Here is a 24,559-nt window from a genome sequence, read left to right on the forward strand (position 1 = left end):
CCGCGCCCGTCGGCGGAGCGGTAGAGCCCGTTCGCCTTGACGCTGAGCCACAGGTCACCGGAGGGTCCTGGGGCCGCGACCAGCCGGGACCCGGCGTCGCCCGAACTCAGGCCGGTGGCTCGGGCGGTGAAGGTCAGACCGCTGTCGGTGCTCGCGCAGAGCGTGCCGGCGCTCGTGTCGAAGGCGGCCTGTCGGGTCCACGAGGTCCGCGACCAGCACGGCACCCTTCGGGAGGGAGGCGACCTCGGCCCAGGTCGCGCCATGGTCCGCGGAGCGCTGCGCCGGACAGACGGTGCCGTCCCAGTGCGCCAGGTGCCACAGAGCGTCTGCTGAGGTGAAACGTGCTCATGACATACCTCGGTCTTCCGAAGGGGGAAGTCGAGCTGGGATCAGGGTGCGGTACTGCATCGACTCACGGCTCCGCGACATGGCCGCGACCAGCCGGGCGGAGCCGCGGACGGCATACGGCGCGAGGCACTGCGGAGGGACTGCGGAGGGACTGCGGAGGGACTGCGGAGAGACTGCGGAGAGACTCGGGCCAAAGGGCTTCAGCCCTTGATGGCTCCGGTGAGCATGCCCTTCTTGAAGTGCCGCTGGACGAAGGGGGACGCCACCGCGACCGGGATCAGCGCGAGGACCATGACGGCCATCTGCAGTCCCAGCGAGGAGAGCTGGCCGGTGCGGACCGCCTGCTGGAGACCGGTCGGCGCCTCGGTGTTCTTCTGCACGAGCTGGATCAGCACGTTCTGCAACGGCATCATCTGCTGGTCGGTGAGGTAGATCGAGGCGTTGAACCAGGCACTCCAGTACCCGACCGCGTAGAACAGCGAGATCACCGCCAGCACCGCACGCGACAGCGGCATGATGATGGTCAGCAGGATCCGCAGGTCACCGGCGCCGTCGATACGGGCCGACTCGGTGAGCTCGGGAGAGATCCCCATGAAGAACGCCCGCAGCACCAGGATGTTGAAGACACTGACCGCACTCGGCAGGACCAGCGACAGATAGGTGTCGGTCAGGCCCAGCGACTGCACCAGCAGATACGTCGGAATCAGCCCGGCCCCGAAGAACATCGTCGCCATCATGGCCACCAGGAAGAACCGGTGCCCCACACTCCCCGGCCGCGACAGACCATACGCCGCCAGCACCGACACCGTCATCGAGAACAGCGTGCCGAACAGCGTCACCCCCACCGACACCATGATCGCCCGGCTGACCTGGCCACCACTGAGCAACTCGGTGTAGTTGACGAAGGTGATGCCCTGCGGGATCACCACCAGGCCGCCCACCCGGTCGATCACCGGCTTCGGGGACAGGCTGGTGACGATCACGATCCACAGCGGACCGAGCACCCCCAGACAGCACAACGCGAGGAAGACGCTCTTGGCGGTGAGTCCGGCCCTGTTCGGCGACTCCTCCCACACCGGCCGGGCGGGCGCCCTCAGACCGCGCACGAGCTGCGTGTTGAGACTCACTTCTTGTACACCCCCTGCTCACCCAGCAGGTGCGCGACCTTGTTCGCACCCAGGACCAGACACAATCCGATGACTCCCTTGACGAGGCCGACCGCGGCCGCATAACTGAAGTCGCCGTTCTGGATACCCATGTTCCACACATAGGTGTCCAGGACCTCGCTGGCCCCCGCACCCACCGCGTACCGCTGGAGCAGGAACTGCTCGAATCCCACACTCAGCGCGTCACCCACCCGCAGCACCAGCAGCAGCGCGATCACCGGACGCAGCGCGGGCAGCGTCACATGCCACATCCGCCGCCACCGCCCCGCCCCGTCCATCGCGGCCGCCTCGTACAGGTCGGTGCTCACCGCGGCCAGCGCCGCCAGGAAGACGATGATCCCCCAGCCCGCGTCCTTCCACACCGCCTGCGCGGTGACCAGGTACTTGAACAGGCTCGCGTTGGTCATCAGGTCGAAACCGCTCCACCCGTGATCCTCCAGGGTCTGCGCGATGATGCCCGCACCGCCGAAGATCTGCTGGAAGACGGTCACCACCAAAACCCACGAGAAGAAGTGCGGCAGATACATGACCGCCTGCGCCACCGCCCGCACCCGGGGCCGGATCACACTGTTGATGACCAGCGCCAACGCGATGGGGATCGGGAAGAACAGCACCAGCTGCAGCACGAACAGCACGATCGTGTTCTTCGCCGCACTCCAGAACAGCGGGTCGTCGAGCATCCGCGAGAACTGCTCCACCCCCACCCACGGGCTGTGGAAGATCGCCGTGATGCCGTTGCTGGAGGCGTACGGATCGTAGTCCTGGAACGCGACGACGTTACCCAGCAACGGAACATAGTTGAAGACCACGAGCAGGACGATGACCGGCAACGTCATCAGGACCAGCGCACGGTCACGGCGCCACCGCACCCGGAAGGGAACCTTCCCCGCCTTGGCCCGGCGCGGCACGCTCGCCTTAACGGTGGCCGCGGCGAGGGCGGCTGTCGGTTCCTCGACGGCCGCGGGGGGACGCGTCCCGTCGGGCCTGCTCCCGGCCGTGAGGGACATCAGTTGCCGCTGCCGTTCTTGTCGAGGAGCTGCTTGTACCAGGCGCGCAGCTTGTCGCCGCCGGAGGACTTCCAGGTGGAGATGGCCTGCTGGATGTCGGACAGCTTCTTGTTGCCCCGCACGAAGTCGATCTCCAGCTGCTCGAACTGGCTGGAGAGGGTGGCATAGCGGGTCGGCTCGACGATGTTCATGCCGTAGGTGGACGTCTTCTTCAGGAAGGCACCCTGCCGCTGCTGCCACTCGACCTGCTTGCGGGCGATGTCAGGCAGGTCCGGATGGGCCAGGTAGGGAGCCGGGGCCGCCAGCAGCACCCAGGCGTTGTTCACCTCCTGGATACCCCGGTCGTTCTTGACCGGGACGCCGTCCTTGACCGTGTAGTGGGTGCCCTCGACGCCGTAGTCGACGAACATCCGCTCCTTGGTGCCGTAGGGCGCTGCCGCGAAGTCCGCGGCGGCCAGCGCGTTCTCGATCGTCTCCTTCGGGGCGCCCTTGCGGATCATCGACCAGATGCCGGCGGGCTGGCCGGCATACAGCGTCGGATGGCCGCCGTCGGCGCCGAAGTAGTCCATGCCCGCCATCTCGAAGTCGGGGTGGGACCGTATCTGTCCGGCGGTCGTGCCGTACCAGCCGGACAGGTCGCCGTTGGAGACCAGGACCTGTCCGGCGGTGAACCGCTGGGTGGGGTCGCCCGTGTTCGCCTTGTCGTCGGGATGGACCACGCCCGCGGCGAACAGCTTGCGGACCCACTCCAGATGTTCCAGGTACTCGGGGTGCTCGATGCGGTACGTCAGCTTGCCGTCGTCCCCGATGTTCCAGCCCAGCGTCCCGGCGGGCAGGACACTGAAGAAGCCCGCCGCGCTCCACCTCATGTCGCCACAGGCCCACACCTTGGCCTTGGCGCTGGTGGCCTCCTTGGCCCAACTGAGGAACTCGTCGGCCGACTTGGGAACGGTGTAGCCCTTCTTGTCGAAGACGTCCTTGCGGTAGAAGGGCGTGATGCCGGGCGTGGAGGCGGCGGGCATCGGGATGCCGCGCAGCGCGCCGCCGAACAGGCTCATGCGCCAGGAGTCGGACGGGATCGCTGCCAGGTTCGGGTACTTCTTGACCTTGTCGCCCGCCAGATAGGGGCCGAGGTCCATGAACTTCGCGGTGACCGCATTCGAGATCTTGCCGACCAGTTCCCAGCTGGGCACGACCACCATGTCGGGTATGGAGCTGGAGGCGAGGACGGCGCCGAGCTTCTCACCGTAGGTGTTGCCGTCCTGGTTCTGCCAGGTGATCCTGGTGCCCGCCGCCGCGTCGAGCGCCTTGTAGTAGGGGTTTCCGGGCTTCGGCGGGGTGCCCCAGAGCGGGGCCATGATCTTGAGGGGAGCTCCGGTGCCGAGCTTCTTCGGGACCGAGGTGGCCAGGGCCGCGAGGTCGACCTTGCCGATGTAGCCGGCCGCCGAACCGTTCTTCGACGGCAGGTCCGGCTTGGCGACCGTGCTGGCGACGTAGGTCGGGAGCAGCTTGTCGGCTGCCTTGCCCGACGTGGCTCCCTCACGCGAGCCGCTGTCCGATCCGCCGCAGGCGGCAAGCAGCGGCATCCCGCCCGCCACCGCTGCGGTGGCGACAGCCGTGGAGGCGAGGAAACCTCTCCGGCTCGGACCGGAGGAGGCGGAAGCGGCGTTCGGCGTCATTGCGTCAACCCTTCATGGCACACCAGGACACCCGGCGGTGGCCGTCGGCTGCGGTGTCGTAACTGGAACTGGCTGAGCTGAAACGGACATCCAACCGCTGCGACATGACTCATAGTCGAAGCGCTTCGATGTTGCTGTGAGGTTAAGTGAACGCCCATGGGCGCACAAGAGTCGCTTCCAAGATTCCTCCGAGGCGCGAGAGAAGGCTCTGTGCGTGCCCTGCTTGATGGAATGGTGTCGAACTCTTCACATTCGCCCTGGCTCCCTACGGTCATCGAAGCGCTTCGAAAACACCCGTCGACCCACCTCAGGGGATCCCACCTGTCCGCCCCTACCCCGCCCTCGCCGTCGCCTTTCCGCGATCCGCAGCTGCCTTTCGCGAAGCGCATCGACGACCTTTTGTCGCGGCTCGCCCTCGACGGGAGGACGGGATGCCCGCACCAGTTCGCGCTCGCCGTGGAGTGACCAGACGTCGCCGCGTTCCGCACCGGACAGGGGCCTGTACGGCGTCGCCCGGATGGGTCCGGCCACCGTCGTCCCGTAGGCGATGGGCCTGCCTGAGCGCGACCCGGAACACGGGGGTGGTACGACGGGTAGACGAGGCGGCGGCCAAAGAAGGAAGGGCGATGCGCGCCCGCCCGCGGCGACCTCGCGGGTGCTGAACGTCGGGTCCCCGGCCGTGAACCCGCTGTACCAAGGCGACGACCGCCGCTCTGCCGGCCGGCGTCGACCGCTTGCCCGACCACGCCGCCGACGGCGCGAAGATCACCGCAGGAGTCCGCGGCACCCTGAAGCAGCATCTGCTGACCGTGTCGGCCGTCGACGCGACGGTCGGCAGCCTGCTCCCGATCCGTTTCCGCCCCGGCGCGTTCGGCCCGCACGACCCGCACGCGCTCACCACGGACTTCGACACCCGGCCCACCGGCCGTCGCCCGGGAGGCGGCGTCCGGTCGTGCTCCTCAGGAACTGTCGTAACTGTCGTGCTACCCAAGAACCGCGGTGACCTGCTGCCGTTCTCTCCCGGCACCCGGCGCGCGCAGGTCGGTCAGCTCGCCGACAAGCGCAGGCTCGACCGGTGCAGCGGCACGCCCCTGCACCGCTGCACGCCCCTGGCCGGTCTGTACGACGGCTCGGCTCGGAGTGCGTGTGTGCGGTACGCGGAGGGCGCGGGCCGGATCCCGCTGCATACCTCGGCCGAAACCCTACTGCACGTCCCCGAGGCGGACGCCGACGACAGGCGCGCGGCGCCGCAGGCTCCCTCGCCCCGGCCCTGCGGCGGCTGTCACCGGTTCTGCGCGGCGGACCCCGGTGCCGCGGCCAGGACACGGACGTCCCAGGCGCCGAGCTGCACGGGCGTACCGGCCGGGACCACGTGCCCACCGTCGTCCAGGGCGTCGGTCAGGTCCACCGGGGCCTGGGCGGTGGCCGGTTGCCAGCTCCAGTTGTGGACGACATGGACGCGCCGGCCGTCGGAGGCGGTGCCGGTGGCGACGGTGACCGAGTCGGGCAGGCCCTGCCAGCCGCTGCGCGGGGAGGGTGAGAGCCAGGCGGCGAGCGCGCGGGCCAGGTCGCGGCCGGGCACCGTGCCCACACACGTGACGCGGCCCGCGCCGTGGCGGCGGGTGGTGACGGCGGGCCAACGCCCGAAGTGCGGGTGGTCGTACTCGGCCAGGACGTCGGCGTCCTCGACGGCCAGTCCCTCCACCCACCGGGTGGCCACCGCGTTGCCCGACAGCCGCAGCGGGCTGTCCGGCGCGGCGCGCAGCGGCACCTCGACATGCAGGTTGCTGAACTCGTCGTAGCGGACGCCCGCGGCCTGCACCAGACGCGCCGGTGTCACCTCGTGGCGTGCCCGCGCCTCATGATCGCCATAGCCGGTACGGGGACCCAGGACGAGGTGGCCGCCCGCCTCCGCGTACGCGCCGAGCCAGTCGAGCATCCCGTCGTCCGCCACGTACAGTGCGGGAGCGATGAGCACGGGGTGCAGCTCGGCCGCCGCCTGAGGTGCCCACCCCGGGCGTTCGCCACGCGGGTCGTGCAACTGACGGGCGTGCAGGATCCGTACCTGGCGCCCCGCCTCGAACGCGCCCCGGTAGAACGGCTCGAAGATGCCCTCGTACGCACCCCCGTCCGGACCGCCGTCGGGGCCCGCGAGCGGCGGATACTTCTGCATCAGCCACCTGCTGGGCGCCGAGTACACCATCGCGATGTCCGCGTCCGGTGTGATCCCCGCGACCAAGTCCCCGGCCCGCTCGAACTCGGCGCCCAGCCGGGCGAGTTCGCGGTATGCGCGCCCCGGTCGCCCGCTGTGCGGGAGGATCCCGCCCCAGTACGTCTCGGCACCGAAGTGCAGCGTGTGCCAGTGCCAGTACTCGATCATGCGGGCCCCGCGTGCGACCAGCGCCCACGCAGCCTGCCGCCACTGCCCGTCGAAGGCGGGCCGGTTGTCCGAAGTGCCGCCGATGGCCTGGGCGTTGGTCTCCGTGATCAGGAACGGCTCCTGACGGGAGGAGTAGATCCGGTCCGCGCTCTGGTGCAGCGCCCACGCCCCGTACGCCATCCACTGCTGCGGCAGCTTCTCCCGCGGCGGCTCGGGCATCGTGAGGCTGTCCTGCATGTCGTAGTAGGGGTTGCCCGCGGTGATGTCCAGGCTGTCGGTGAGCTCGTCGTCCTCCAGGCCGGGAGAGCCGTAGGCGAGGCACGTGGTGACGAACTGGCCGGGCCCCGCGTACTCGCGCACGATGCCGGCCTGCCAAGCGATGAACTCGGTGGTCTGGCGCGCCTGGAACGCCCGCCAGGCCAGGTCGTACTGCGGCTGCGCGTTGCCCTCCGGGGTCCACAGGTCGGCCCAGGTGGACAGCCGGTGCGACCAGTAGACCAGCCCCCACTCGCGGTTGAGGGTCTCCACATCGCCGTACCGCTGCCGCAGGTCGTCGACGAACCGCTGGAAGACACCGTGGTTGTGCGGCAGCCGCGGACCGGGCTCGTTGTCGACCTGGAAGCCGATGACCGCGGGGTGGGCGGCGTAGCGAGCCGCGATCGCCCGGATCACCCGCTCCGCGTGGAAACGGAAGGCCGGGTGCGTGATGTCGACCTCCTGCCGGGCGCCCCACGCGGCGCGGCGCCCGGTGGCGTCCTCTGCGGCGATCTCCGGGTACTGCCGGGCCAGCCACGGCGGCACCGCGTAGGTGGGAGTGCCGAGGACGACGGAGATGCCGCGCTCGTGTGCGCCGTCGAGGACGGGTTTCAGCCAGTCGAGCTCGAACCGGCCGTTCTCCGGCTCCCAGGTGGACCAGACCGACTCTCCGACGCGGATGACGCTGAACTTCGCCTCCGCCATGAGATCGAGGTCGGTCTTGAGCCGCTCGTACGGCTGGTACTCGTGGTAGTAGGCGGCGCCGAACAGGACGCGCGCGGGCAGATCAGTCATGTGAGGCCCTCGATGAGACGGATGGGTCCCGGCGGCCGGGACGGGGAGGTGGTGGCTGTCGCGTTGCCGCCGTAGCCGTGATCGCCGGTCAGTCCGGTCACGCCACAGGCCCGGCACACGGCGGCGCCGTGCGGCCTTGCCGGGAGGCGAGGAAAGGCTGACGCCTCACGCGGTCAGCGGCTCGTAATCGAACAAGTCGAAGTGGCGAAGTGGCGAAGTGGTCGATTCCCTGGGCGGCGTGCAGGCCTCTCCAGAAGGGATGCGATTCGCTGCGGCTGAAGTCGTCGCCGTTGTCCCAGATGACCGGGGTGGCCCAGATGACCGGGGAGGCCCAGGTGACCGAGGTGAAGATGGCCTCGCGGACGAGCACGTGCCCTCCGGGGGTGCGGCTCCCCCTGGAGCCCGCGGGCGGCAACGACGGCTCTCTGGTGACTCACGGCAGCGGCCCCCTCGGCGGGATCGTCGAAGCGCTTCACTTGATTACGCAAGTTAATGAGGAATTTCTGAGTGAAGCAAGGGGGCACAGACAAGGAAGCTTGTTCCTTGCCAGGCATTGACATCACATCTTAGGCGGTGGCAGCGTCGAAGCGCTTCACCAACCGATGTCTCTCCCGCTCCGTCGAGGTGTCCCTCCCGTGGGTTCTGCTTCTTTCCTGCCCGCCGCCGGCCGGCTGATTCACCAGTGCGCGCAGTACGCGCGGTCCGCGCCGCCCGTCGAGCGCCCGGGCGCCGCCTCCTTCCGCACAACTGGCCGTGGGCGCCCGCGATGAACCTGTCGCGCGGTCCGCTCCGCGGCTCCAACCCGCCCACCCGACTGGCCTGGCCGCGCCCGCGCTGCCTGGCGCCGGAGCTCTGAACGCCGTGTCCAACGCATCCGGGCCCACCGTGCGCCCGTTCCCCGAACTGCCCGCCGGGTTCCGCTTCGGAGCCGCGACCGCCGCCTACCAGATCGAGGGCGCCCACGACCAGGACGGCCGCGGCCCGTCCATCTGGGACACCTTCAGCCACACCCCCGGCCGCACCCTCGGCGGCGCCACCGGTGACACAGCCTGCGACCACTATCACCGCCACTCCGAGGACATCGCCCTGCTGCGCGGGCTCGGCGTCGACGGCTACCGGTTCTCGATCGCCTGGTCCCGTCTGCTGCCCCAGGGCACCGGACCGGTCAACGCCAAGGGCCTGGACTTCTACGACCGGCTGATCGACGAGCTGCTGGCCGCCGGTGTCGCCCCCGCCGTCACGCTCTACCACTGGGACCTGCCCCAGGCCCTGGAGGACCGAGGCGGCTGGCGCGTCAGGGAGACCGCCGAGGCGTTCGCGCAGTACGCGGCCCTCGCTGCCGAGCGTTACGGGGACCGGGTGGAGCGCTGGATCACCCTCAACGAGCCGTACTGCTCCGCCTTCGTCGGCTACGCCGAGGGGCGGCACGCTCCCGGTGCCGAGGAGGGCCGCGGCGCACTGGCCGCCGCCCACCACCTGCTGGTCGGCCACGGCCTCGCGGTGGGTGCGCTGCGCGCCGCGGGCGCCCGCGAGACAGGCGTCACCCTCAACCTCGACCGCCTCCACGCCGCCTCCGACCTCCCCGAGGACCGGGCCGCCCTGCGCCGGGCCGAGGTCCTCCACAACGAGGTCTGGGCCGAGCCGCTTCTCGCCGGACGCTATCCGGCGCACGAGGACGAGACCTGGGGCGGTATCGCCGCCGGTGCCTGGCGGTTGCCCGGTGACCTGGAACTGATCGGCGCGCCGCTGGACTTCCTCGGCGTCAACTTCTACCGCCCCGTGACGGTCGCCGCCGCCCCTCACCGAGAGGCCGACCCCGACGTGCGCACCGCCGTGGACATCGGTGTCACCGAACTCGACCCGTACGGGACCCGGCACACCACCATGGGGTGGCCCGTCGTCCCGGAGGCGCTCACAGAGCTGCTCTGCGGACTTGACGCCCGCTACCCGCGTCTTCCGCCGGTCTGGATCACCGAGAACGGCTCCGCCGAGACCGACACCGTCGGCCCCGACGGCCGGGTCCACGACACGGAGCGGATCGACTACCTCGCGGACCATCTCGCGGCCGTTGCCGCGGCTGTCGCCGCCGGGGTGGACGTACGCGGCTACTACGCCTGGTCGCTGCTGGACAACTTCGAGTGGGCGCGCGGCTACGACCAGCGCTTCGGTCTCGTCCACGTCGACTACGACACGCTGACTCGAACGCCCAAGGACAGCTACCACTGGTACCGGGGCCTGATCACCGCGCATCGCGCGCGGACGGAGGAAACCACCCCATGAAGTTCACCGACGGCTACTGGCTGATGCGTCCGGGCGTCACCGCGCGGTACGCCACCGAGGTCGCTGACGTCCGGGCCGACGAGCACCGGATGACCCTCTACGCGCCGGTGAAGCACGTCGACCGCCGCGCCGGCATCCTCAACAGCGCGCTACTGACGGTCGAGTGCTGGTCACCGGCCGAGGGCGTGATCGGGGTACGTGCCACCCACCACGCCGGTTCGGTGCGGAAGGCGCCGGAGTTCGCGCTGCCCGGCGCGCAACCGGATGCGGGAAAGGTGGGCCGGGACGGCTCGGTGGTCGAACTCAGTGCGGGTGAGCTGTCGCTGCGGGTGGACACCTCACAGCCGTGGAACCTGGAGTTCACCGCCGGCGGACGGGTCCTGACCTCCGTGGGCGAGCGCGGCACCGGCTTCGTCAGCGACGCCACCGGCCGGCACTTCATGCTCGGGCAACTCTCCCTGGGCGTGGGAGAGTCGGTGTACGGACTGGGCGAGCGGTTCACCCCGTTCGTCAAGAACGGGCAGACGGTGGACATCTGGCAGGCGGACGGCGGCACCAGCAGCGAGCAGGCGTACAAGAACATCCCCTTCCACCTGACCAACCGCGGCTACGGCGTCTTCGTCAACCACCCCGGCAAGGTCAGTTACGAGGTCGGCTCCGAGTCGGTCGGACAGGTCCAGTTCAGCGTCGAGGACCAGTCGCTGGAGTTCTTCGTCGTCCATGGCCCGACCCCGAAGCAGATCCTCCAGCGCTACACGGCGCTCACCGGCCGCCCCGCCCTGCCTCCGGCCTGGGCATTCGGCCTGTGGCTGACCACCTCCTTCACCACCGACTACGACGAGGCCACCGTCAACCGCTTCGTCGACGGCATGGCCGAGCGCGGCATCCCGCTGAGCGTCTTCCACTTCGACTGCTTCTGGATGCGCGGCTACCAGTGGTGCGACTTCGACTGGGACTCCGAGACCTTCCCCGACCCCGAAGGCATGCTGGCCCGGCTCAAGGAGCGGGGCCTCAGGATCTCCGCCTGGATCAACCCGTACATCGCGCAGAAATCCCCGCTGTTCGAGGAGGGCATGCGCGAGGGTCATCTCGTACGCCGCCCCGACGGCAGCGTATGGCAGTGGGACCTGTGGCAGGCCGGCATGGCCCTGGTGGACTTCACCAACCCGGCCGCGCGCGACTGGTACACGGGCAAACTGAAGACGCTGCTCGCCCAGGGCGTGGACTGCTTCAAGACCGACTTCGGCGAGCGGATCCCCACCGATGTCGTCTGGCACGACGGCTCCGACCCGGAGCGGATGCACAACTACTACACCCACCTCTTCAACCAGGCGGTCTTCGAACTGCTGAAGGAGGAGCGTGGCGAGGGCGAGGCGCTGCTGTTCGCCCGCTCCGCCACTGCGGGCGGTCAGCAGTACCCGGTGCACTGGGGCGGCGACTGCGAGTCCCACTTCAAGGCCATGGCCGAGTCCCTGCGCGGCGGACTCTCCCTGGGTCTGTCCGGCTTCGGCTTCTGGAGCCACGACATCGGCGGCTTCGAGGGCACGCCGACTCCGGCCGTCTTCAAGCGCTGGGTGCAGTTCGGGCTGCTCTCCTCGCACAGCCGTCTGCACGGCAGCAAGTCGTACCGCGTCCCGTGGGACTACGGCGAGGAGGCCGTCGACGTCACCCGCGAGTTCACCCTGCTCAAACACCGCCTCACCCCCTACCTCCAGCGCGCCGCACAGCAGGCGCACACCACCGGAGTCCCGGTGATGCGTGCCATGGTGCTGGAGTTCCCGGACGACCCGGCCGCCGCGACCCTCGACCGGCAGTACATGCTCGGTGACGACCTGCTCGTCGCCCCGGTCTTCACCGACGACGGCACGGTCGAGTACTACGTGCCGGAAGGCACCTGGACCAATGTGCTGACAGGCGCTCAGGTCACCGGTCCACGCTGGGTCCGTGAGCAGCACGACTTCCACACCCTGCCGCTGCTGGCCCGCCCGGACTCGGTCATCGCGCTGGCCGCCGACGACCAGCAGCCGGTCTCCGCCTGGGCGGACGGCGTCGAACTACGGGTGCACGCGTTCGCCGACGGCGCCGAGCACACCGTGGTGATCCCCCGCACCGACGGCCCCGGCGAGACAGCCCGCTTCCACCTGCGGCGCCGGGGCGACCACCTGCACGTGACCACGGACAGCCCGCACCCGTGGCAGCTGCGGATCGGCGGCCCGAACGCAACGGTGCACACCCGGCCGGCCGGCACCTCGGAGGCCGAGCTGCCGTACCCGGCCTGAACCAGACAGTCAGGGCGGGGTCCCTGGGGGCCCCGCCCGCGGCGTGGTTCGCCGCCGACACCGCCGATCTCCACGCCCACCACCCGAAGGCATGCCGCCATGCACAGCCGGACCAAGCGACACCTGGCCCCCGATCAACTGGACGCCCTGCTGCGCGCCGGCACCGGCGTCGGATGCCGCGTGGAGAACGAACTGTCCGACGGCTGGTTCAGCACCGTCTACCGGGTCCGGCTCGACGACGGGCGGCCCGCCGTCGTCAAACTCGCCCCGCCGGACGGGGCCGCCGTACTGCGGTACGAACGAGGCATCCTCGGGACCGAGGCCATGGTGTACCGGCGGATCGCGGGTCTTCCCGGCGGCGAGGCACCAACACCGATATCGACAGCGGCATCAACACCGATACCCATACCGATACCGATACCGATACCGACCGCCGAACTGCTGTACGCGGGACGGGAGTTCCTCGTCCTCTCGGTCGTCGAGGGCACCACGTGGGACAAGGCAGCCGGCCGCCTGACCCACCCGGCCGAGAGGGCGGCACGCCGCGAACTGGGCGCGATCACCGCACGCCTGCACACTCTGGCACCCGAGGACGGCCGGTTCGGCTACCCGGCCACGCAGTCCGGGCTCTTGGCCACCGACTGGCGGACGGCGTTCACCGCGATGGTCGAGGCGCTGCTGGAGGACGCCGAGCGCTGGCAGTCCCCGCTGGACGCGCCGCCCGCCGAGATCCGCAGGCTCGTCGTCGAGGGCGGCGACGCCCTCGAAGAGGTCACGGACCCCAGGCTGGTCCACTTCGACCTGTGGCCGGGCAACATCTTCGTCGCCCCCGCCGGCGACGGGAGCCACGCGAGGATCACCGGACTCATCGACCACGAACGGGCGTTCTGGGGCGACCCGGCGGCCGAACTGGTCTCGCTCGCTTTCGGCGGCGACGCCGGCCCGGACAGCGACCTCGTCGCCGGCTACACCGAGGCGGGCGGAAGCCTCGACTTCGGCCCCGCCTTCCAACACCGGCTGGCCCTCTACCAGCTCTACCTGGGCCTTCTGCTGGTCGTCGAGTGCGGGCCCCGCGGCTTCGGCCCCACGCACGTCGCGTTCTGCCGCCGCATGCTCACCGACGCCGTCACCCGCCTTCGCACCATTGCCCCGACGGCCCCATAACGCTCCAGAAGCAGAAGAAGGACGCCTGACCAGGTCAGATACCTGTCAGGCGTCCTTCTCACGTCCCATTGGACGCTACCCGGGCGGCCCCGCGGGACCGCCCGGAGACCGCTCGGCCGTGGCCACGGGTGCCCCCGGACAGAGGGAACCGTGCACGTACTCCGGCTCTCAGCGGTACGGAGTTACCACGACGACTTCGACGAGTGTTCCGGGGAGTCGGGTTTCGACGGGTGCTCCGGGTACGCAGGCTTCTCCGGGTGCTCCGGATAGGCAGGCTTCTCCGGATGCTCCGGATAGGCAGGCTTCTCCGGATGCTCCGGATAGGCAGGCTTCTCCGGATGCTCCGGATAGGCAGGCTTCTCCGGATGCTCCGGATAGGCAGGCTTCTCCGGATGCTCCGGATAGGCAGGCTTCTCCGGATGCTCCGGATAGGCAGGCTTCTCCGGATGCTCCGGATAGGCAGGCTTCTCCGGATGCTCCGGATAGGCAGGCTTCTCCGGATGCTCCGGATAGGCAGGCTTCTCCGGGTAGGCGGGGTGCTCCGGGTACGCGGGCTTGGCCGGGTGCTCAGGGTACGCAGGCTTCTCCGGGTAGGCGGGCTTCACCGGGTGCTCCGGGTAGGCGGGCTTGGCCGGGTGCTCAGGGTACGCAGGCTTCTCCGGGTAGGCGGGCTTCACCGGGTGCTCCGGGTAGGCGGGCTTGGCCGGGTGCTCAGGGTACGCAGGCTTCTCCGGGTAGGCGGGCTTCACCGGATACGCAGGCATCTCCGGCTTCACCGGATACGCAGGCTTCACCGGGTACACAGGCATCTCCGGCTTCACCGGATACGCAGGCTTCACCGGGTACACAGGCATCTCCGGCTTCACCGGATACGCAGGCTTCACCGGGTACACAGGCATCTCCGGCTTCACCGGATACGCAGGCTTCACCGGGTACACAGGCATCTCCGGCTTCACCGGATGCTCCGGGTACGCGGGCTTCTCCGGATGTGCCGGGTACCCAGGCTTCACCGGATGCTCCGGATACGCGGGCTTCACCGGATGCTCGGGATACGCAGGCTTCTCCGGATGTGCCGGGTACTCAGGCTTCACCGGATGCTCGGGATACGCAGGCTTCTCCGGATGTGCCGGGTACTCAGGCTTCACCGGATGCTCGGGATACGCAGGCTTCACCGGATGCTCGGGATACGCGGGCTTGGCCGGATGCTCGGGATACGCGGGCTTGGCCGGATGCTCGGGATACGCAGGCTTGGCCGGATGCTCGGGATACGCAGGCTTGGCCGGATGCTCGGGATACGCAGGCTTGGCCGGATGCTCCGGGTGCTCCGGGTGAGCCGGCTTGTCCGGATGCGTTGCCGTTGACGGCTGTGCCGTTTGGACGGGGGGTCCCGGGTAGGGCGCGGGCGGGGTGGTGTGGGCCTGGGCGTCAGCGGTTACCGCGTACGCCAGCGAGGTTCCGGCGAGTGCGGCAACCACGGTGGCTGACGCCAGAACAGATCGCCATCTCGGCGATGTTGTCATTGTTTCCACTCTCCTCGACTTGGCTCAGGGCTTCGTGACGGCTGGTCAGCACCAAAGAGCCGGATAGTGGAATGATCAGTAAATCGGACACGTGAATAACGCTGCCGCGCCCATAAGCCACCGGATGGGGTAGCGCGGGACGCCACTTGGCCCGGGTGGTGGTGAGAGTCGGGCCCGGGTGGGTACATGCGCGCGCTCAAGACCAACCGACCGAGGCGGGCACGGCCGGTGCGTGAGTACCGCCGGCGATGAGGGCGGCGGGATCAAAGGCGGGGCACGCCAGTCGGTCAGGTCAGCGTCTGTTTCAGGCGAGGACGCGTTGCGGGGCTGCGACTCCCGTCACGGGCGCCAGTACAGCGAGGGGTCGGGGTGGGCGGTGAAGCCGAGGTCGCGGTACAGGGGTTCGCCCTCGGTGGAGGCGTGCAGATCCACCCGGGCGACGTCGCGTTCGCGGAACCAGTCGAGCAGGGCCCGCATGACGGCACGGCTGTGGCCTCGCCGTCGGTGGGCCGGGTCGGTGACCACGCCGATCACCTGCCCGATCCGGCCGTTGCTCAGATGCGGCCCCGGCAGCCGTTGCTCGATCGTGCCGATGCCGCAGGCCGCCAGGCCTCCGTCACCGTGGCCGTCCACCACGAGGATGCGCACGGTGTCCGCGGTGAGTTGCTCCTTCAGCACGACGGCCAGGGCGTCCAGCCAGCCGTCGTCGGCCGACGCGGGAGCGAAGAAGTCACCGCCCAGGTCCTCGAACAGCAGGGCCCGCAGACGCAGGAGCTCCACGAGGTCGTACTCCACCGCCTGGCGTACGGCGAAAAGGTGTCCGGTGCGTTGTCGCATGCCGTCCAGACTGATGTAATGGTCCTGTGCACCTCAACCCTTACGGCGAGGATGCGGTGAATCTCGCCGCCGACCTGGCCAACCGCCGCCCCGCCGACGCCGGGGAACTCGCGGACCGCTGCCGCGCCGCCGGACTGGTGCTGGAGGACCCGGCAGCGCCCGAGGACCTGGCGCGCACCGCGGAGGCGCTGGACGCGTGGGAGAAGATCGTCGACGCCACCGATGACCACGAGCGGGCCGACCTGCTCAACGCGATGCTGGCGACGGCCTCCGCGTATCCGCGGATGACCAACCACGCCGCGAGCGGCTGGCATCTGCACTACCGCGACGAGCGACAACCCCTCGCCACCGTGCTGATCTCCGTGATCTCCGTGGGCACCGCACTGCACCTGGCGGGACGCGGGATGCACCGTCTCAGGCGCTGCGCCGTCACCGAGTGCACCACGATCTTCGCGGACACCTCCCGCACCGGACGGCAGCGCTACTGCTCCCAGCGCTGCGCCAACCGCGACGCGGTACGCCGCCACCGGGCCCGTACGACCGTGTGAGCCCGCCGGCGTTGGCCGGGCACCGGTCTCGTGCGCTCACGGCCCGCGGCGCAGTTCACCGGCGTTGTTCGGTGAACCCGTCCCTGACGGTGTCGAAGACCGGACGGTAGGTGCCCCAGTCGGCGTCGGGGGCCGACAGATAGATGTCGTACTCGCGGCCGCCGGCGGTGCCGTAGCCGAGGTCGATGGCGCGGAAGAGACGGGCCCGGCCGTGGAAGGTGAACTCCCACACCGCGGCCGGCTTCCCGTTGAAGGTGGTCTCCTGCATTCTCAGCCTGCGGTACGTGTCGTAGTTGACCTTGGTGTTCGCTTCGATGTCCTTGAAGTGCTCCACCGGTTGCGAGCCCGCCGGGTCCACCATCCCGACGGTGAGGCCGGCCAGGCCGGTCGGATCGGTGTAGGTGACCTCGTCGTCGCTCGACTCCTTCTTCTGCTTCCAGCCGTCCGGCACGGGGAAGGCGACGTCGAGTCCTCCGTCGCGGACCAGGTGGTAGCCGTCGGGGACGGGAGAGGCTGACCGAGTGGGCGTGTCGCCGGCCGCGTCGTGGCCGCCCCGGTGCGCGTACATGTAGAGCCCGGCGGCGGCGGTGGCGGCCGCTACCAGGACGGCGACGACCGGCACGAGGACACGGCGCCTGCGGCCGGCACGGCGGCGTCGCGCGCTCCCTTCCGGCGGCACGGGTGGGACAGGCCCCGTTCCGGAGGTGCCGGTGGGCGAGTGTCCGTCCTGTGCGACGGGCCACCCTGCGTCGGCGACGGCGGACGTCCGCGTGGTGGGCGTGCCGTCGGACCAGGTGGCTCGCAGCGCCCGTTCCGTCTGCTCGGCCGTGGGCCGGTCCTCGGGGTCCTTCGAGAGCAGGGCGTCGATGAGAGGTTCCAGACCACCGGCCTGCCGCATCGGCTCCAGCGGGTCGACGGCGATGGCGTACGCGGTCTCCATGGCGGTGTCGCGGCGGTACGGCAGGCGTCCCTCCACCGCCTGGTACAGCATCGTGCCCAGCGACCACAGGTCCGAGGCCGGACCGGGTTTTTGGCCGCGGATCCGTTCCGGGGCCATGAAGTCGATGGAGCCGATCATCTCCCCGGTCCGGGTGAGCGTGGAGGTCCCGGCGGTCTGGGCGATGCCGAAATCGGTCAGGACGATGCGGCCCTCGGCGCCGAGCATGACGTTGCCGGGCTTGATGTCGCGGTGCAGGACGCCGACGGAGTGCGCGGCCCGTACGGCGGAGATCACACCGAGGCCGATGCGTGCGGCCTCCGGCGGCGGCAGCGTCCGGCCGCCCTTGAGGACGTCGGCGAGAGTGGGCGCGGGGACGTACTCCATGACGATGCACGGTTGCCCGTCGTCGTCGACTACGTCATGGACGACGACCACGTTGGGGTGCACGACGCGGGCGGCGCTGCGCGCCTCGCGGCGGATGCGCTCGTAGAGCGTGGTGATCTCGCCGTCGGAAAGGTGCGGCGGTGTGTGGAGCCTCTTGAGCGCGACCTGCCGGGCGAGTTCCTCGTCCTCGGCGCGCCAGACCGTGCCCATACCGCCGCGCCCGATGAGCTCGACCAGCCGGTAACGCCCGGCGACGAGCCGCCCTTCGTCCGACACTGCTGACCCTCCGCCGACTCTGCCCCCTTTTGCATCACTCAGCCATGCACACTAACCGACCTCGGTGACGAACCATGGCGCGATCCGTCTGTCAGACCAGGCAGAACTCGTTTCCCTCCGGATCCGCCATCACCACATGGTCGGGCCTGCCGTCCAGGTCTTCCTGACGGAGCACGGTCGCGCCCGCGGCGGTCAACCGCTCCACCGCCTCCACCACGCGAGGCCATCGCAGCTCCCAGGGTGTCTCGCGGCCACCGCCGACCTGTATGTCCAGATGCACCCGGTTCTTCGCCGTCTTCGGCTCCGGAACCTGCAGGAACGAGAGATGGGGCCCCGCTCCGTCCGGGTCGCTGAGGTAGGCGCCCTCGTCCCACTCGTCCTCCGGGACCTCGTGATGGGCGAGCCACTCCTCCCAGCCGGCGAATCCGGCGGGTGCGGGCCGCTCCGCGTATCCCAACGCCAGCGCCCAGAACCTGGCCAGCTTCGCCGGTCCCGCGCAGTCGATGGTCACGGTCCACCTGGTCGCCATGCGCCCTCCCCTGTCGCGGCCGATACCGCCGTCACGGTACCTCCTGCTCGGCCCAGATGATTTTCCCGCCGGTCGTGTGCCGAGCGCCCCAGCGGTCGGTCAGCTGGGCCACCAGGAAGAGGCCGCGGCCGCCCTCGTCCATGCTCCGGGCATGCCTCAGCCGGGGCGCCGTACCGCTGGCGTCGGAAACCTCGCAGGTCAGGCGGGCGCCGCGGATCAGCCGTAGCCGGATGGGCGGCTCGGCGTAGCGGATCGCGTTGGTGACCAGCTCGCTCACCACGAGCTCCGTCGTCATGGCCAGCGCCGCCAGCCCCCAGGCCTCCACCTGCCGGGTCGCCCGGGCCCGGACGTCGGCGACGGCGGACGGGTCCACGGGTACGTCCCAGGAGACGACGCGGTCGGCGCCCAGGGCGCGCGTGCGCGCCAGGAGCAGGGCGATGTCGTCGGGCTGCGGCACGGGCACCAGTCTGCGAACCGCGGACGTGCACAGGGTGGAGAGGTCCGTGTCGGACCGGGCCAGCGCGTCGGCGAGCCGGGACATGCCCAACTCCATGTCGCAGTCGGCCCCTTCGATGAGGCCGTCGGTGTACAGCCCGAGCAGGCTGTCCTCGGCGAGTTCGATCTCGGTGGCTTCGAAGGCCATGCCGCCCAGCCCGAGCGGCGGCCCGGCCGGGGGCTCCGGGAAGGAGACCTGTCCGTCGGGTGCGATGACGATGGGGGGCGGGTGGCCGGCGCGGGCCATCGTGCACCGCCCGGTGACCGGATCGTAGACGGCGTACAGACAGGTCGCCCCGAGGAAGGCGGACGTGGTCCGGTGATCTGTGTCGTCGTCGGTCTTCTCGGCGCTCAGCCGGAGCACGAGGTCGTCGAGGTGGGCCAGGAGTTCGTCGGGGGGCAGCTCCATGTCGGCGAGGGTCTGCACCGCGGTGCGCAGCCGGCCCATGGCCGCCGCGGCGGTGATGCCGTGCCCCACCACATCGCCGACGACGAGGCCGACCCGCGCCCCGGACAGGGGGATCACGTCGAACCAGTCGCCGCCGACCCCGCCCGTCGGGTCGGCCGGCAGATACGCGGAGGCCACGTCCAGCGCTGTGCCGCCGGTCAGGGCCTGCGGCAGCAGACTGCGCTGCAGGGTGACCGCCGCCGTGTGTTCCCGGGTGTAGCGGCGGGCGTTGTCGACGCACAGCGCGGCGCGCGCCACCAGCTCCCGGGCCAGCAGTACGTCGTCGGACTGGAACGAGACGGGGTTGAGCGACCGGATGAACGTGGTGAGGCCGAGGACGGTGTCGCGCGCCCGCATCGGCACGGAGATGAGGGAGTGCAGTCCGAACTCCCGGATCCTCTGCGCTCTCTCGGGCTGTTCGGCCGCCCACAGTTCGTCGGACGGGTCGAGGACCGCGGTGAGGATCGGCTCGCCGGAGATGAGCAGGTTCACGTCGTGCGACGGCGGGAGGAAGTCCACCCTGTCCCCGACCCGGACCACGGCCTCCGGGCAGCCCTCCCGCACCGAGTTCAGGCCGGCGCGGCGCATCTGCGGCCTGACGGACGCCGGCCCGGCGTCCGTGAGCCACGCGCCGTGGCCTTCGCTGCTCAGGACGGGCTCCAGAAGGTCGACGATGACGAAGTCCGCCAGACGGGGTACGGCGAAGTCGGCGAGCTCCTGCGCCGTCCGCATCACGTCCAGGGTCGTGCCCACGCAGGCGCCGGCCTCGTTGACGAGCGTCAGGAGGCGGCGGGCGTTCCACCGCTCGGTGACGTCGAGGACCATGTAGCACACCCCGGTGACGGAGTCGCCCGCGTCCACCAAGGGGAAGAAGGACGTGGAGTAGGCGTGCTGGCGGTGGGGGTCGGCCCAGCTCCACCCCAGGTACTCGTAGTCGGTGACCGGGGTTCCGGTGTCCAGGACCTTGCGCATCAGCGCTTCGAGGGTGGTCGCCTGCAGCCCCGGCAGCAGCTCGCTCAGCCTGCGTCCCAGCCGCTGTTCACGGGGCACACCGCCGAACCGTTCGAGGGTGTCGTTCAGCCACACGTAGCGCAGCTCCAGGTCCATCACCGCCATGCCGACCGGGGAGCGGGTGAGGAACCCGTCGAGCACGGACTGGCCCATCGCCCACTGCTGACGCAGCTCCCGCGCCGAGATCAGGAAGCACTCCTTCCCGCCCATCCGGAAGGACGCGGAGACCCGCAGGTCGACGTCGGCCACCCGGCCGTCGCGGTGGCGTAGGGGGATCAGACCGCTCCAGCCCATGCCGGCGCGGCACCGCTCCGCCACACCGGCCACCCGGGCGGGGTCCGACGGCATCGCCACCAGGCGTGCGGCGGGGCCGCCGACCATCTCGGACGCCGGGTGTCCGAGCAGTGCCTCGGCGCCCCGCGTCCAGCCGACCACGACGCCCTCGGCGGACACGACCGCCGCCGCGTCGGTGGACGCGTCGAGGGCGTCGCGCGGTCCTGCGGGCGTCGGCCCGTCGGGTGCTTCTCGCACAGGATCCATGGGTGCCGTCCGGGTGCCGTTCCGTACAGGACCATGTTCCTGCTTGTCCGTCGGTTGTGCACGGCCCCGGCGGGCACCCGGCCGCCGCCCGCTCCGCTTCCGCCCGGCCCGAAGCGGAGGGAGCATGGAAGTGCCGCTGGTCAAAACCCAGGTCCCGGGCGACACCGACAGGTTCGCCGGATCCCGCGGCACGGTGGAGGTGGTTCCCGGATGACAGCCGAACCCTTCCGGTCCCAAGGTGAGGCGCACGGCCTCGATTCGCCTCCACCGACCGGTCTGCTGGACCTCCTGAGCGTGGCCGCGACGGTGGTCGACGCCGACGGGCGCATCGTGTTCTGGACCCCGCAGGCGGAGGAGCTGTTCGGGTACACCGCGCGGGAGGCGCTGGGCAAGTACGCGGCCCGGCTGCTCATCCACCCCGAGCATCTGAAGGCGGTGGTCAGGCTGTTCACGGAGGTGCTGGAGACGGGCCGGAGCTGGGCCGGTGCCTTCCCCATCCGGCACAAGGACGGCAGCAGCCGGCTGATGGAGTTCCGCAACATGCGGCTCCAGGACGATCTCGGGGACGTCTACGCGCTGGGCATCGCGGCCGACCACAACCTCCTCCAGCGCGTCGAGACCGATCTGGCCCTGTGCGAGCGGCTGATCAACCAGTCTCCGATCGGCCTGGCCCTGCTGGACCCGGAACTGCGGTATGTGCTGGTCAACCCGGCGCTGGAGCGTATCGACGGCTTCCCCGCCGAGGACCACGTGGGCCGCGGTCTCAGGGAGACCCTGCCCCTGCCCGACGTCGACACCATCGAGTCTGCGCTGCGTCAGGTGCTCACCACCGGCACCCCGCTGCTCGACCAGTACCACGTGGGCCGTCCTCCGGCCGACCCCGATCACGAGCACGCCTGGTCCCTGTCCTTCTACCGCCTGGAGGACCCCGGCGGGCGGGTCCTGGGGGCGGCCGCCTCGGTCGTCGACGTCACCGAACGGCACCGCGCCGCCGCCGAGGCCGACCGGGCCCGGCGCCGCCTCGCCCTCATCGCCGACGCGTCCGTGCGCGTCGGCACCACGCTGGAGGTGGAGGAGACCGCCCGTGAACTGGCGGAGATCGCCGTACCGCAGCTCGCCGACGTGGTCGCCGTCGACATCCTCGACTCCGCCCTGGCCTGCGGCCGCTCACGCAGACCGGACGACGGCCCGGAGCTCTTCCGCGCCCTCGCGCTCAAGGCGGCCCACCCGACCGTGGCGCTGCGCGCCGCCGACCCTCCCGGCGGTCTCGCGGCCTATGACGGGGACCGCCTGGTCACGCTGTGCGTCCACACCGGCCGGCCGGTCCTGGTGCGGCACGTCAGCCGGCACGATCTGCCGCGCATCGCCCGGGACGCCGAGGCCGGTTCGCTGCTGGCCCGGGCCGGCGTCCACTCGTACCTCGCCGTGCCGCTGATCGCGCACGGCGAGGTGCTGGGCGCCCTCGATCTCAAGCGCACCAGCAACCCGCTCCCGTTCGACCAGGACGATGTCGTCCTGGCCTCCGAGCTGGCCGGCCGTGCGGCCGTGGCCATCGACAACGCCCGCTGGTTCCAGAGCGTGCGCAACACCGCCCTGACACTGCAGCGCAGCCTGCTGCCCGACCATCCGCCCCAGCACTCGGGGCTCGAACTCGCCTCCCGCTACCAGCCCGCCCAGGCCACCAGCGAGGTCGGCGGCGACTGGTACGACGTCATTCCGCTGAGCGGCGACCGGACGGCCCTGGTCGTCGGCGACGTCATGGGCAACGGCATCGACGCCGCCGCCACCATGGGCCGGCTGCGCACCGCCACCTGCGCCTACGCGGAACTCGACCTCGACCCCGAAGCCGTGCTCCAGCACCTCGACAAGATCACCTGCGATCTGGAGCACTACATCGTCACCTGCATCTACGCCGTCTACGACCCGCATACGAGGCTGTGCCGCATGGCCAACGCCGGACACATGCCGCCCGCCCTGGCAGGCCCGGGCCACGCCCCCGAGCTGCTCGACGTGCCCTCCGGCGCGCCGCTCGGCGTCGGCGGCATCTCCTTCGAGGCCACCACGGCCCGTCTCGACCCCGGTGACCTGCTGGTCCTCTACACCGACGGTCTCGTCGAGACCCGGCACCACTCGATCGACGACCGTCTGGACGTCCTGCTCAGCTTCCTCGACGAGCCCCACCGGCCCCTGGAGGAAACCTGCGACCTCCTGCTGTACGGCCTGCGCCACCCCGACGACTACGACGACGTGGCCCTCCTGATCGCCCGGGCGCTGTAGGGAACCCGGGTGGCGGGACAGGCGTTCTCGTTCATGAGTTCGCGACCAGGGCAGCCCCGCCTGCCCGCCGGTGACAGGAACCAGGGGGACACGATGAGCGAAAAGGCCCGCAAGCTGTTCGAGGCGCTCGACCTCGATCACAACGGGACCCTGACCCGCGACGAGGTGATCATCGCCCTGCGGACGAAGGGCCCGACGCTCGCCGCGTCGGGGGACCTGCCGTTCTGGGCCCTGGGAGACGCCGACGCCTCATCCGCCCTGTTCGACGCCGCCGACCAGAACGGGGACGCGGTACTGACCCCGGAGGAGTTCGCGGCGGTGGTGGACCGCCGTTTCGGCTGGCACTGAGGCGAGGAGGTGCGGCACGGGGGTCAGTTCCGTTCAGCTCCGGTCGGTCGGCTCCGAGACGGGGTGAGCGCCCCATCCGGCACGCGCTCGTCGGGCTTCCTCCGTCGAGGATTCGTCCCCGTGCCGATGCCGCGGCCGGAGTGAGGTCGTCCGGTCGGGGCGATAGGTGCGCCCCATCAGGCGGCGCAACGGGGTGACGCGGCTGCGGATCTGTGCGGGCTTGCCGGTGTTCATGGGGCCACCCTGCGTCGCGGCGGGCCGGACAGCCAGATCCCTCCGGCGCGCAGGATCAGCGGTCCCGGTAGCAGTGCCACCACGATCACCGGGAATACGCCGGCCGCCGACGTTCCACCCACCCGAACACCATCACCGATCCCGCCGCCGCGAACGCGCACCAGGTGGAGACGAACTCCAGCCGCCACAGCGTCCAGCACACCAGCGCACCCGCCGCGGCCAGGACACCGAGCCTCCTCAGCAGGCGGTCGCCGGAGAGCAGGAACGCGCCGACCGTGGCCAGCAGATAGCCCACGACGAGTGATCCGGCGTGCGGCAACCCGATGACGTAGCCGACGGTGTGACCGCGGATCTCGGCCCGCACCGGTCGGGTGGCGATGCTGTATGCCAGCGCGGCGGCGGTCGCGAGGCCGGCAACGAGGGGAATCACCGACCGGGCTCCGGCATGCCGCGGCACCGCGCAGGCCACAGCCACCGGCACCCACACCGCCAGCAGCGGAAAGGCGATCACGACCCAGGCGACGGTGGCCGGTCCCGTGCCGCCTCCGACATGCCAGACCCAGGCCTCGACCAGCTGATGAACCCCGAGCAGCAACGGCAGCGTGGCAAGCGGCAGATCGCCGGTCCGCTGCGTCCGCGCCACGCAGGCCACACCGACACAGGCGATCCCGGCACCCGCGACGAGATCGGCCGTAGCACTCCAGCACATGGCACCACCATGGCGTCGGCCGTGCCGCAACGCCATGAGAGAACCGATGTGTCCAAGGAGCGGCCCGCTCTCCGGAAAGAGCACGAGACCAGGCCGCCCGCCGCGTTCGC

The 24,559-nt window shown here is 70.4% G+C and carries 16 protein-coding genes and 2 pseudogenes; 7 read left to right on the plus strand and 11 right to left on the minus strand.

Features of this window, described 5'->3' with window-relative positions; all coding sequences use genetic code 11:
• Window positions 1-5: 5 nt before the first annotated feature.
• From ACYUED_RS04880 to ACYUED_RS04895, 4 genes and pseudogenes are all read right to left on the minus strand, one after another.
• A pseudogene (locus ACYUED_RS04880) lies at window positions 6-321 on the minus strand (1,4-beta-glucanase); the annotation flags it as partial.
• A gap of 227 nt (window positions 322-548) precedes the next feature.
• The gene (locus tag ACYUED_RS04885; protein WP_491287752.1) at window positions 549-1,475 is read right to left on the minus strand and encodes a carbohydrate ABC transporter permease; all 927 of its coding nucleotides are present in this window, start codon (window positions 1,473-1,475) and stop codon (window positions 549-551) included.
• Complete coding sequence (locus ACYUED_RS04890) at window positions 1,472-2,521, minus strand: ABC transporter permease (protein ID WP_491291089.1); 1,050 nt, start codon at window positions 2,519-2,521, stop codon at window positions 1,472-1,474. The genes ACYUED_RS04885 and ACYUED_RS04890 overlap by 4 nt, the downstream gene beginning before the upstream one ends.
• Window positions 2,521-4,200 (minus strand): extracellular solute-binding protein, encoded by a 1,680-nt coding sequence (locus ACYUED_RS04895; protein ID WP_491291090.1) that lies wholly within the window; start codon window positions 4,198-4,200, stop codon window positions 2,521-2,523. The genes ACYUED_RS04890 and ACYUED_RS04895 overlap by 1 nt, the downstream gene beginning before the upstream one ends.
• Before the next feature lie 321 nt (window positions 4,201-4,521).
• On the opposite strand from ACYUED_RS04895, the pseudogene ACYUED_RS04900 reads away from it, so the two are divergent.
• Window positions 4,522-4,847, plus strand: a pseudogene (locus tag ACYUED_RS04900) (sugar hydrolase); the annotation flags it as partial.
• Between the two features lie 635 nt (window positions 4,848-5,482).
• Here the strand turns inward: ACYUED_RS04900 and ACYUED_RS04905 are convergent.
• Entirely contained in the window at window positions 5,483-7,630 is a 2,148-nt protein-coding gene (locus ACYUED_RS04905) for a beta-galactosidase (protein WP_491291091.1), read from the minus strand.
• An 861-nt stretch (window positions 7,631-8,491) separates the two neighbouring features.
• Between ACYUED_RS04905 and ACYUED_RS04910 the strand changes: the two genes are divergently transcribed.
• The 3 genes from ACYUED_RS04910 (at window position 8,492) to ACYUED_RS04920 (ending at window position 13,353) form a co-directional block, all read left to right on the plus strand.
• Entirely contained in the window at window positions 8,492-9,910 is a 1,419-nt protein-coding gene (locus tag ACYUED_RS04910) for a GH1 family beta-glucosidase (protein ID WP_491291092.1), read from the plus strand.
• The gene (gene yicI / locus ACYUED_RS04915) at window positions 9,907-12,189 is read left to right on the plus strand and encodes an alpha-xylosidase (RefSeq protein WP_491291093.1); all 2,283 of its coding nucleotides are present in this window, start codon (window positions 9,907-9,909) and stop codon (window positions 12,187-12,189) included. Before ACYUED_RS04910 ends, yicI begins: the two co-directional genes overlap by 4 nt.
• A 99-nt stretch (window positions 12,190-12,288) precedes the next feature.
• Window positions 12,289-13,353, plus strand: coding sequence for a phosphotransferase family protein (locus ACYUED_RS04920; RefSeq protein ID WP_491291094.1), 1,065 nt, complete (start codon window positions 12,289-12,291; stop codon window positions 13,351-13,353).
• Window positions 13,354-13,535: 182 nt separating this feature from the next.
• Here ACYUED_RS04920 and ACYUED_RS04925 read toward each other — a convergent pair whose 3' ends face one another.
• Together ACYUED_RS04925 and ACYUED_RS04930 are read right to left on the minus strand one after the other, a co-directional pair.
• Window positions 13,536-14,828, minus strand: coding sequence for a hypothetical protein (locus ACYUED_RS04925; RefSeq protein WP_491291095.1), 1,293 nt, complete (start codon window positions 14,826-14,828; stop codon window positions 13,536-13,538).
• Between the two features lie 384 nt (window positions 14,829-15,212).
• Window positions 15,213-15,710: a GNAT family N-acetyltransferase gene (locus tag ACYUED_RS04930; protein ID WP_491291096.1), complete on the minus strand. Its 498-nt coding sequence runs from the start codon at window positions 15,708-15,710 to the stop codon at window positions 15,213-15,215.
• 26 nt (window positions 15,711-15,736) lie between these two features.
• Between ACYUED_RS04930 and ACYUED_RS04935 the strand changes: the two genes are divergently transcribed.
• Entirely contained in the window at window positions 15,737-16,258 is a 522-nt protein-coding gene (locus ACYUED_RS04935; protein WP_491291097.1) for a CGNR zinc finger domain-containing protein, read from the plus strand.
• 55 nt (window positions 16,259-16,313) lie between these two features.
• On the opposite strand, the gene ACYUED_RS04940 is transcribed toward ACYUED_RS04935, so the two are convergent.
• From ACYUED_RS04940 to ACYUED_RS04950, 3 genes are all read right to left on the minus strand, one after another.
• Window positions 16,314-17,858, minus strand: coding sequence for a serine/threonine-protein kinase (locus tag ACYUED_RS04940; protein WP_491291098.1), 1,545 nt, complete (start codon window positions 17,856-17,858; stop codon window positions 16,314-16,316).
• Between the two features lie 91 nt (window positions 17,859-17,949).
• Window positions 17,950-18,387 carry a VOC family protein gene (locus tag ACYUED_RS04945; protein ID WP_491291099.1) on the minus strand — a complete coding sequence of 146 codons (438 nt, stop codon included), beginning with the start codon at window positions 18,385-18,387 and terminating at the stop codon, window positions 17,950-17,952.
• A gap of 31 nt (window positions 18,388-18,418) precedes the next feature.
• Window positions 18,419-20,881 carry a SpoIIE family protein phosphatase gene (locus ACYUED_RS04950; protein ID WP_491291100.1) on the minus strand — a complete coding sequence of 821 codons (2,463 nt, stop codon included), beginning with the start codon at window positions 20,879-20,881 and terminating at the stop codon, window positions 18,419-18,421.
• A gap of 210 nt (window positions 20,882-21,091) precedes the next feature.
• On the opposite strand from ACYUED_RS04950, the gene ACYUED_RS04955 reads away from it, so the two are divergent.
• Complete coding sequence (locus ACYUED_RS04955) at window positions 21,092-23,158, plus strand: SpoIIE family protein phosphatase (RefSeq protein ID WP_491291101.1); 2,067 nt, start codon at window positions 21,092-21,094, stop codon at window positions 23,156-23,158.
• A 93-nt stretch (window positions 23,159-23,251) separates the two neighbouring features.
• Window positions 23,252-23,506 (plus strand): EF-hand domain-containing protein, encoded by a 255-nt coding sequence (locus ACYUED_RS04960; RefSeq protein ID WP_491291102.1) that lies wholly within the window; start codon window positions 23,252-23,254, stop codon window positions 23,504-23,506.
• 319 nt (window positions 23,507-23,825) lie between these two features.
• Here ACYUED_RS04960 and ACYUED_RS04965 read toward each other — a convergent pair whose 3' ends face one another.
• A complete protein-coding gene (locus ACYUED_RS04965) occupies window positions 23,826-24,449 on the minus strand; it encodes a DUF6629 family protein (protein ID WP_491291103.1) in 624 nt (207 codons plus the stop codon).
• Window positions 24,450-24,559: the final 110 nt, after the last annotated feature.

This window comes from Streptomyces sp. DF42, assembly GCF_058267695.1.

Bases quoted from the DNA above. Each gene is read 5' to 3' on its own strand.
- ACYUED_RS04890 (WP_491291089.1), bottom strand. From the start codon at position 2,521: ATGTCCCTCACGGCCGGGAGCAGGCCCGACGGGACGCGTCCCCCCGCG.
- ACYUED_RS04895 (WP_491291090.1), bottom strand. From the start codon at position 4,200: ATGACGCCGAACGCCGCTTCCGCCTCCTCCGGTCCGAGCCGGAGAGGT.
- ACYUED_RS04905 (WP_491291091.1), bottom strand. From the start codon at position 7,630: ATGACTGATCTGCCCGCGCGCGTCCTGTTCGGCGCCGCCTACTACCAC.
- yicI (WP_491291093.1), top strand. From the start codon at position 9,907: ATGAAGTTCACCGACGGCTACTGGCTGATGCGTCCGGGCGTCACCGCG.
- ACYUED_RS04920 (WP_491291094.1), top strand. From the start codon at position 12,289: ATGCACAGCCGGACCAAGCGACACCTGGCCCCCGATCAACTGGACGCC.
- ACYUED_RS04930 (WP_491291096.1), bottom strand. From the start codon at position 15,710: ATGCGACAACGCACCGGACACCTTTTCGCCGTACGCCAGGCGGTGGAG.
- ACYUED_RS04945 (WP_491291099.1), bottom strand. From the start codon at position 18,387: ATGGCGACCAGGTGGACCGTGACCATCGACTGCGCGGGACCGGCGAAG.
- ACYUED_RS04950 (WP_491291100.1), bottom strand. From the start codon at position 20,881: ATGGATCCTGTGCGAGAAGCACCCGACGGGCCGACGCCCGCAGGACCG.
- ACYUED_RS04955 (WP_491291101.1), top strand. From the start codon at position 21,092: ATGACAGCCGAACCCTTCCGGTCCCAAGGTGAGGCGCACGGCCTCGAT.
- ACYUED_RS04960 (WP_491291102.1), top strand. From the start codon at position 23,252: ATGAGCGAAAAGGCCCGCAAGCTGTTCGAGGCGCTCGACCTCGATCAC.
- ACYUED_RS04965 (WP_491291103.1), bottom strand. From the start codon at position 24,449: ATGTGCTGGAGTGCTACGGCCGATCTCGTCGCGGGTGCCGGGATCGCC.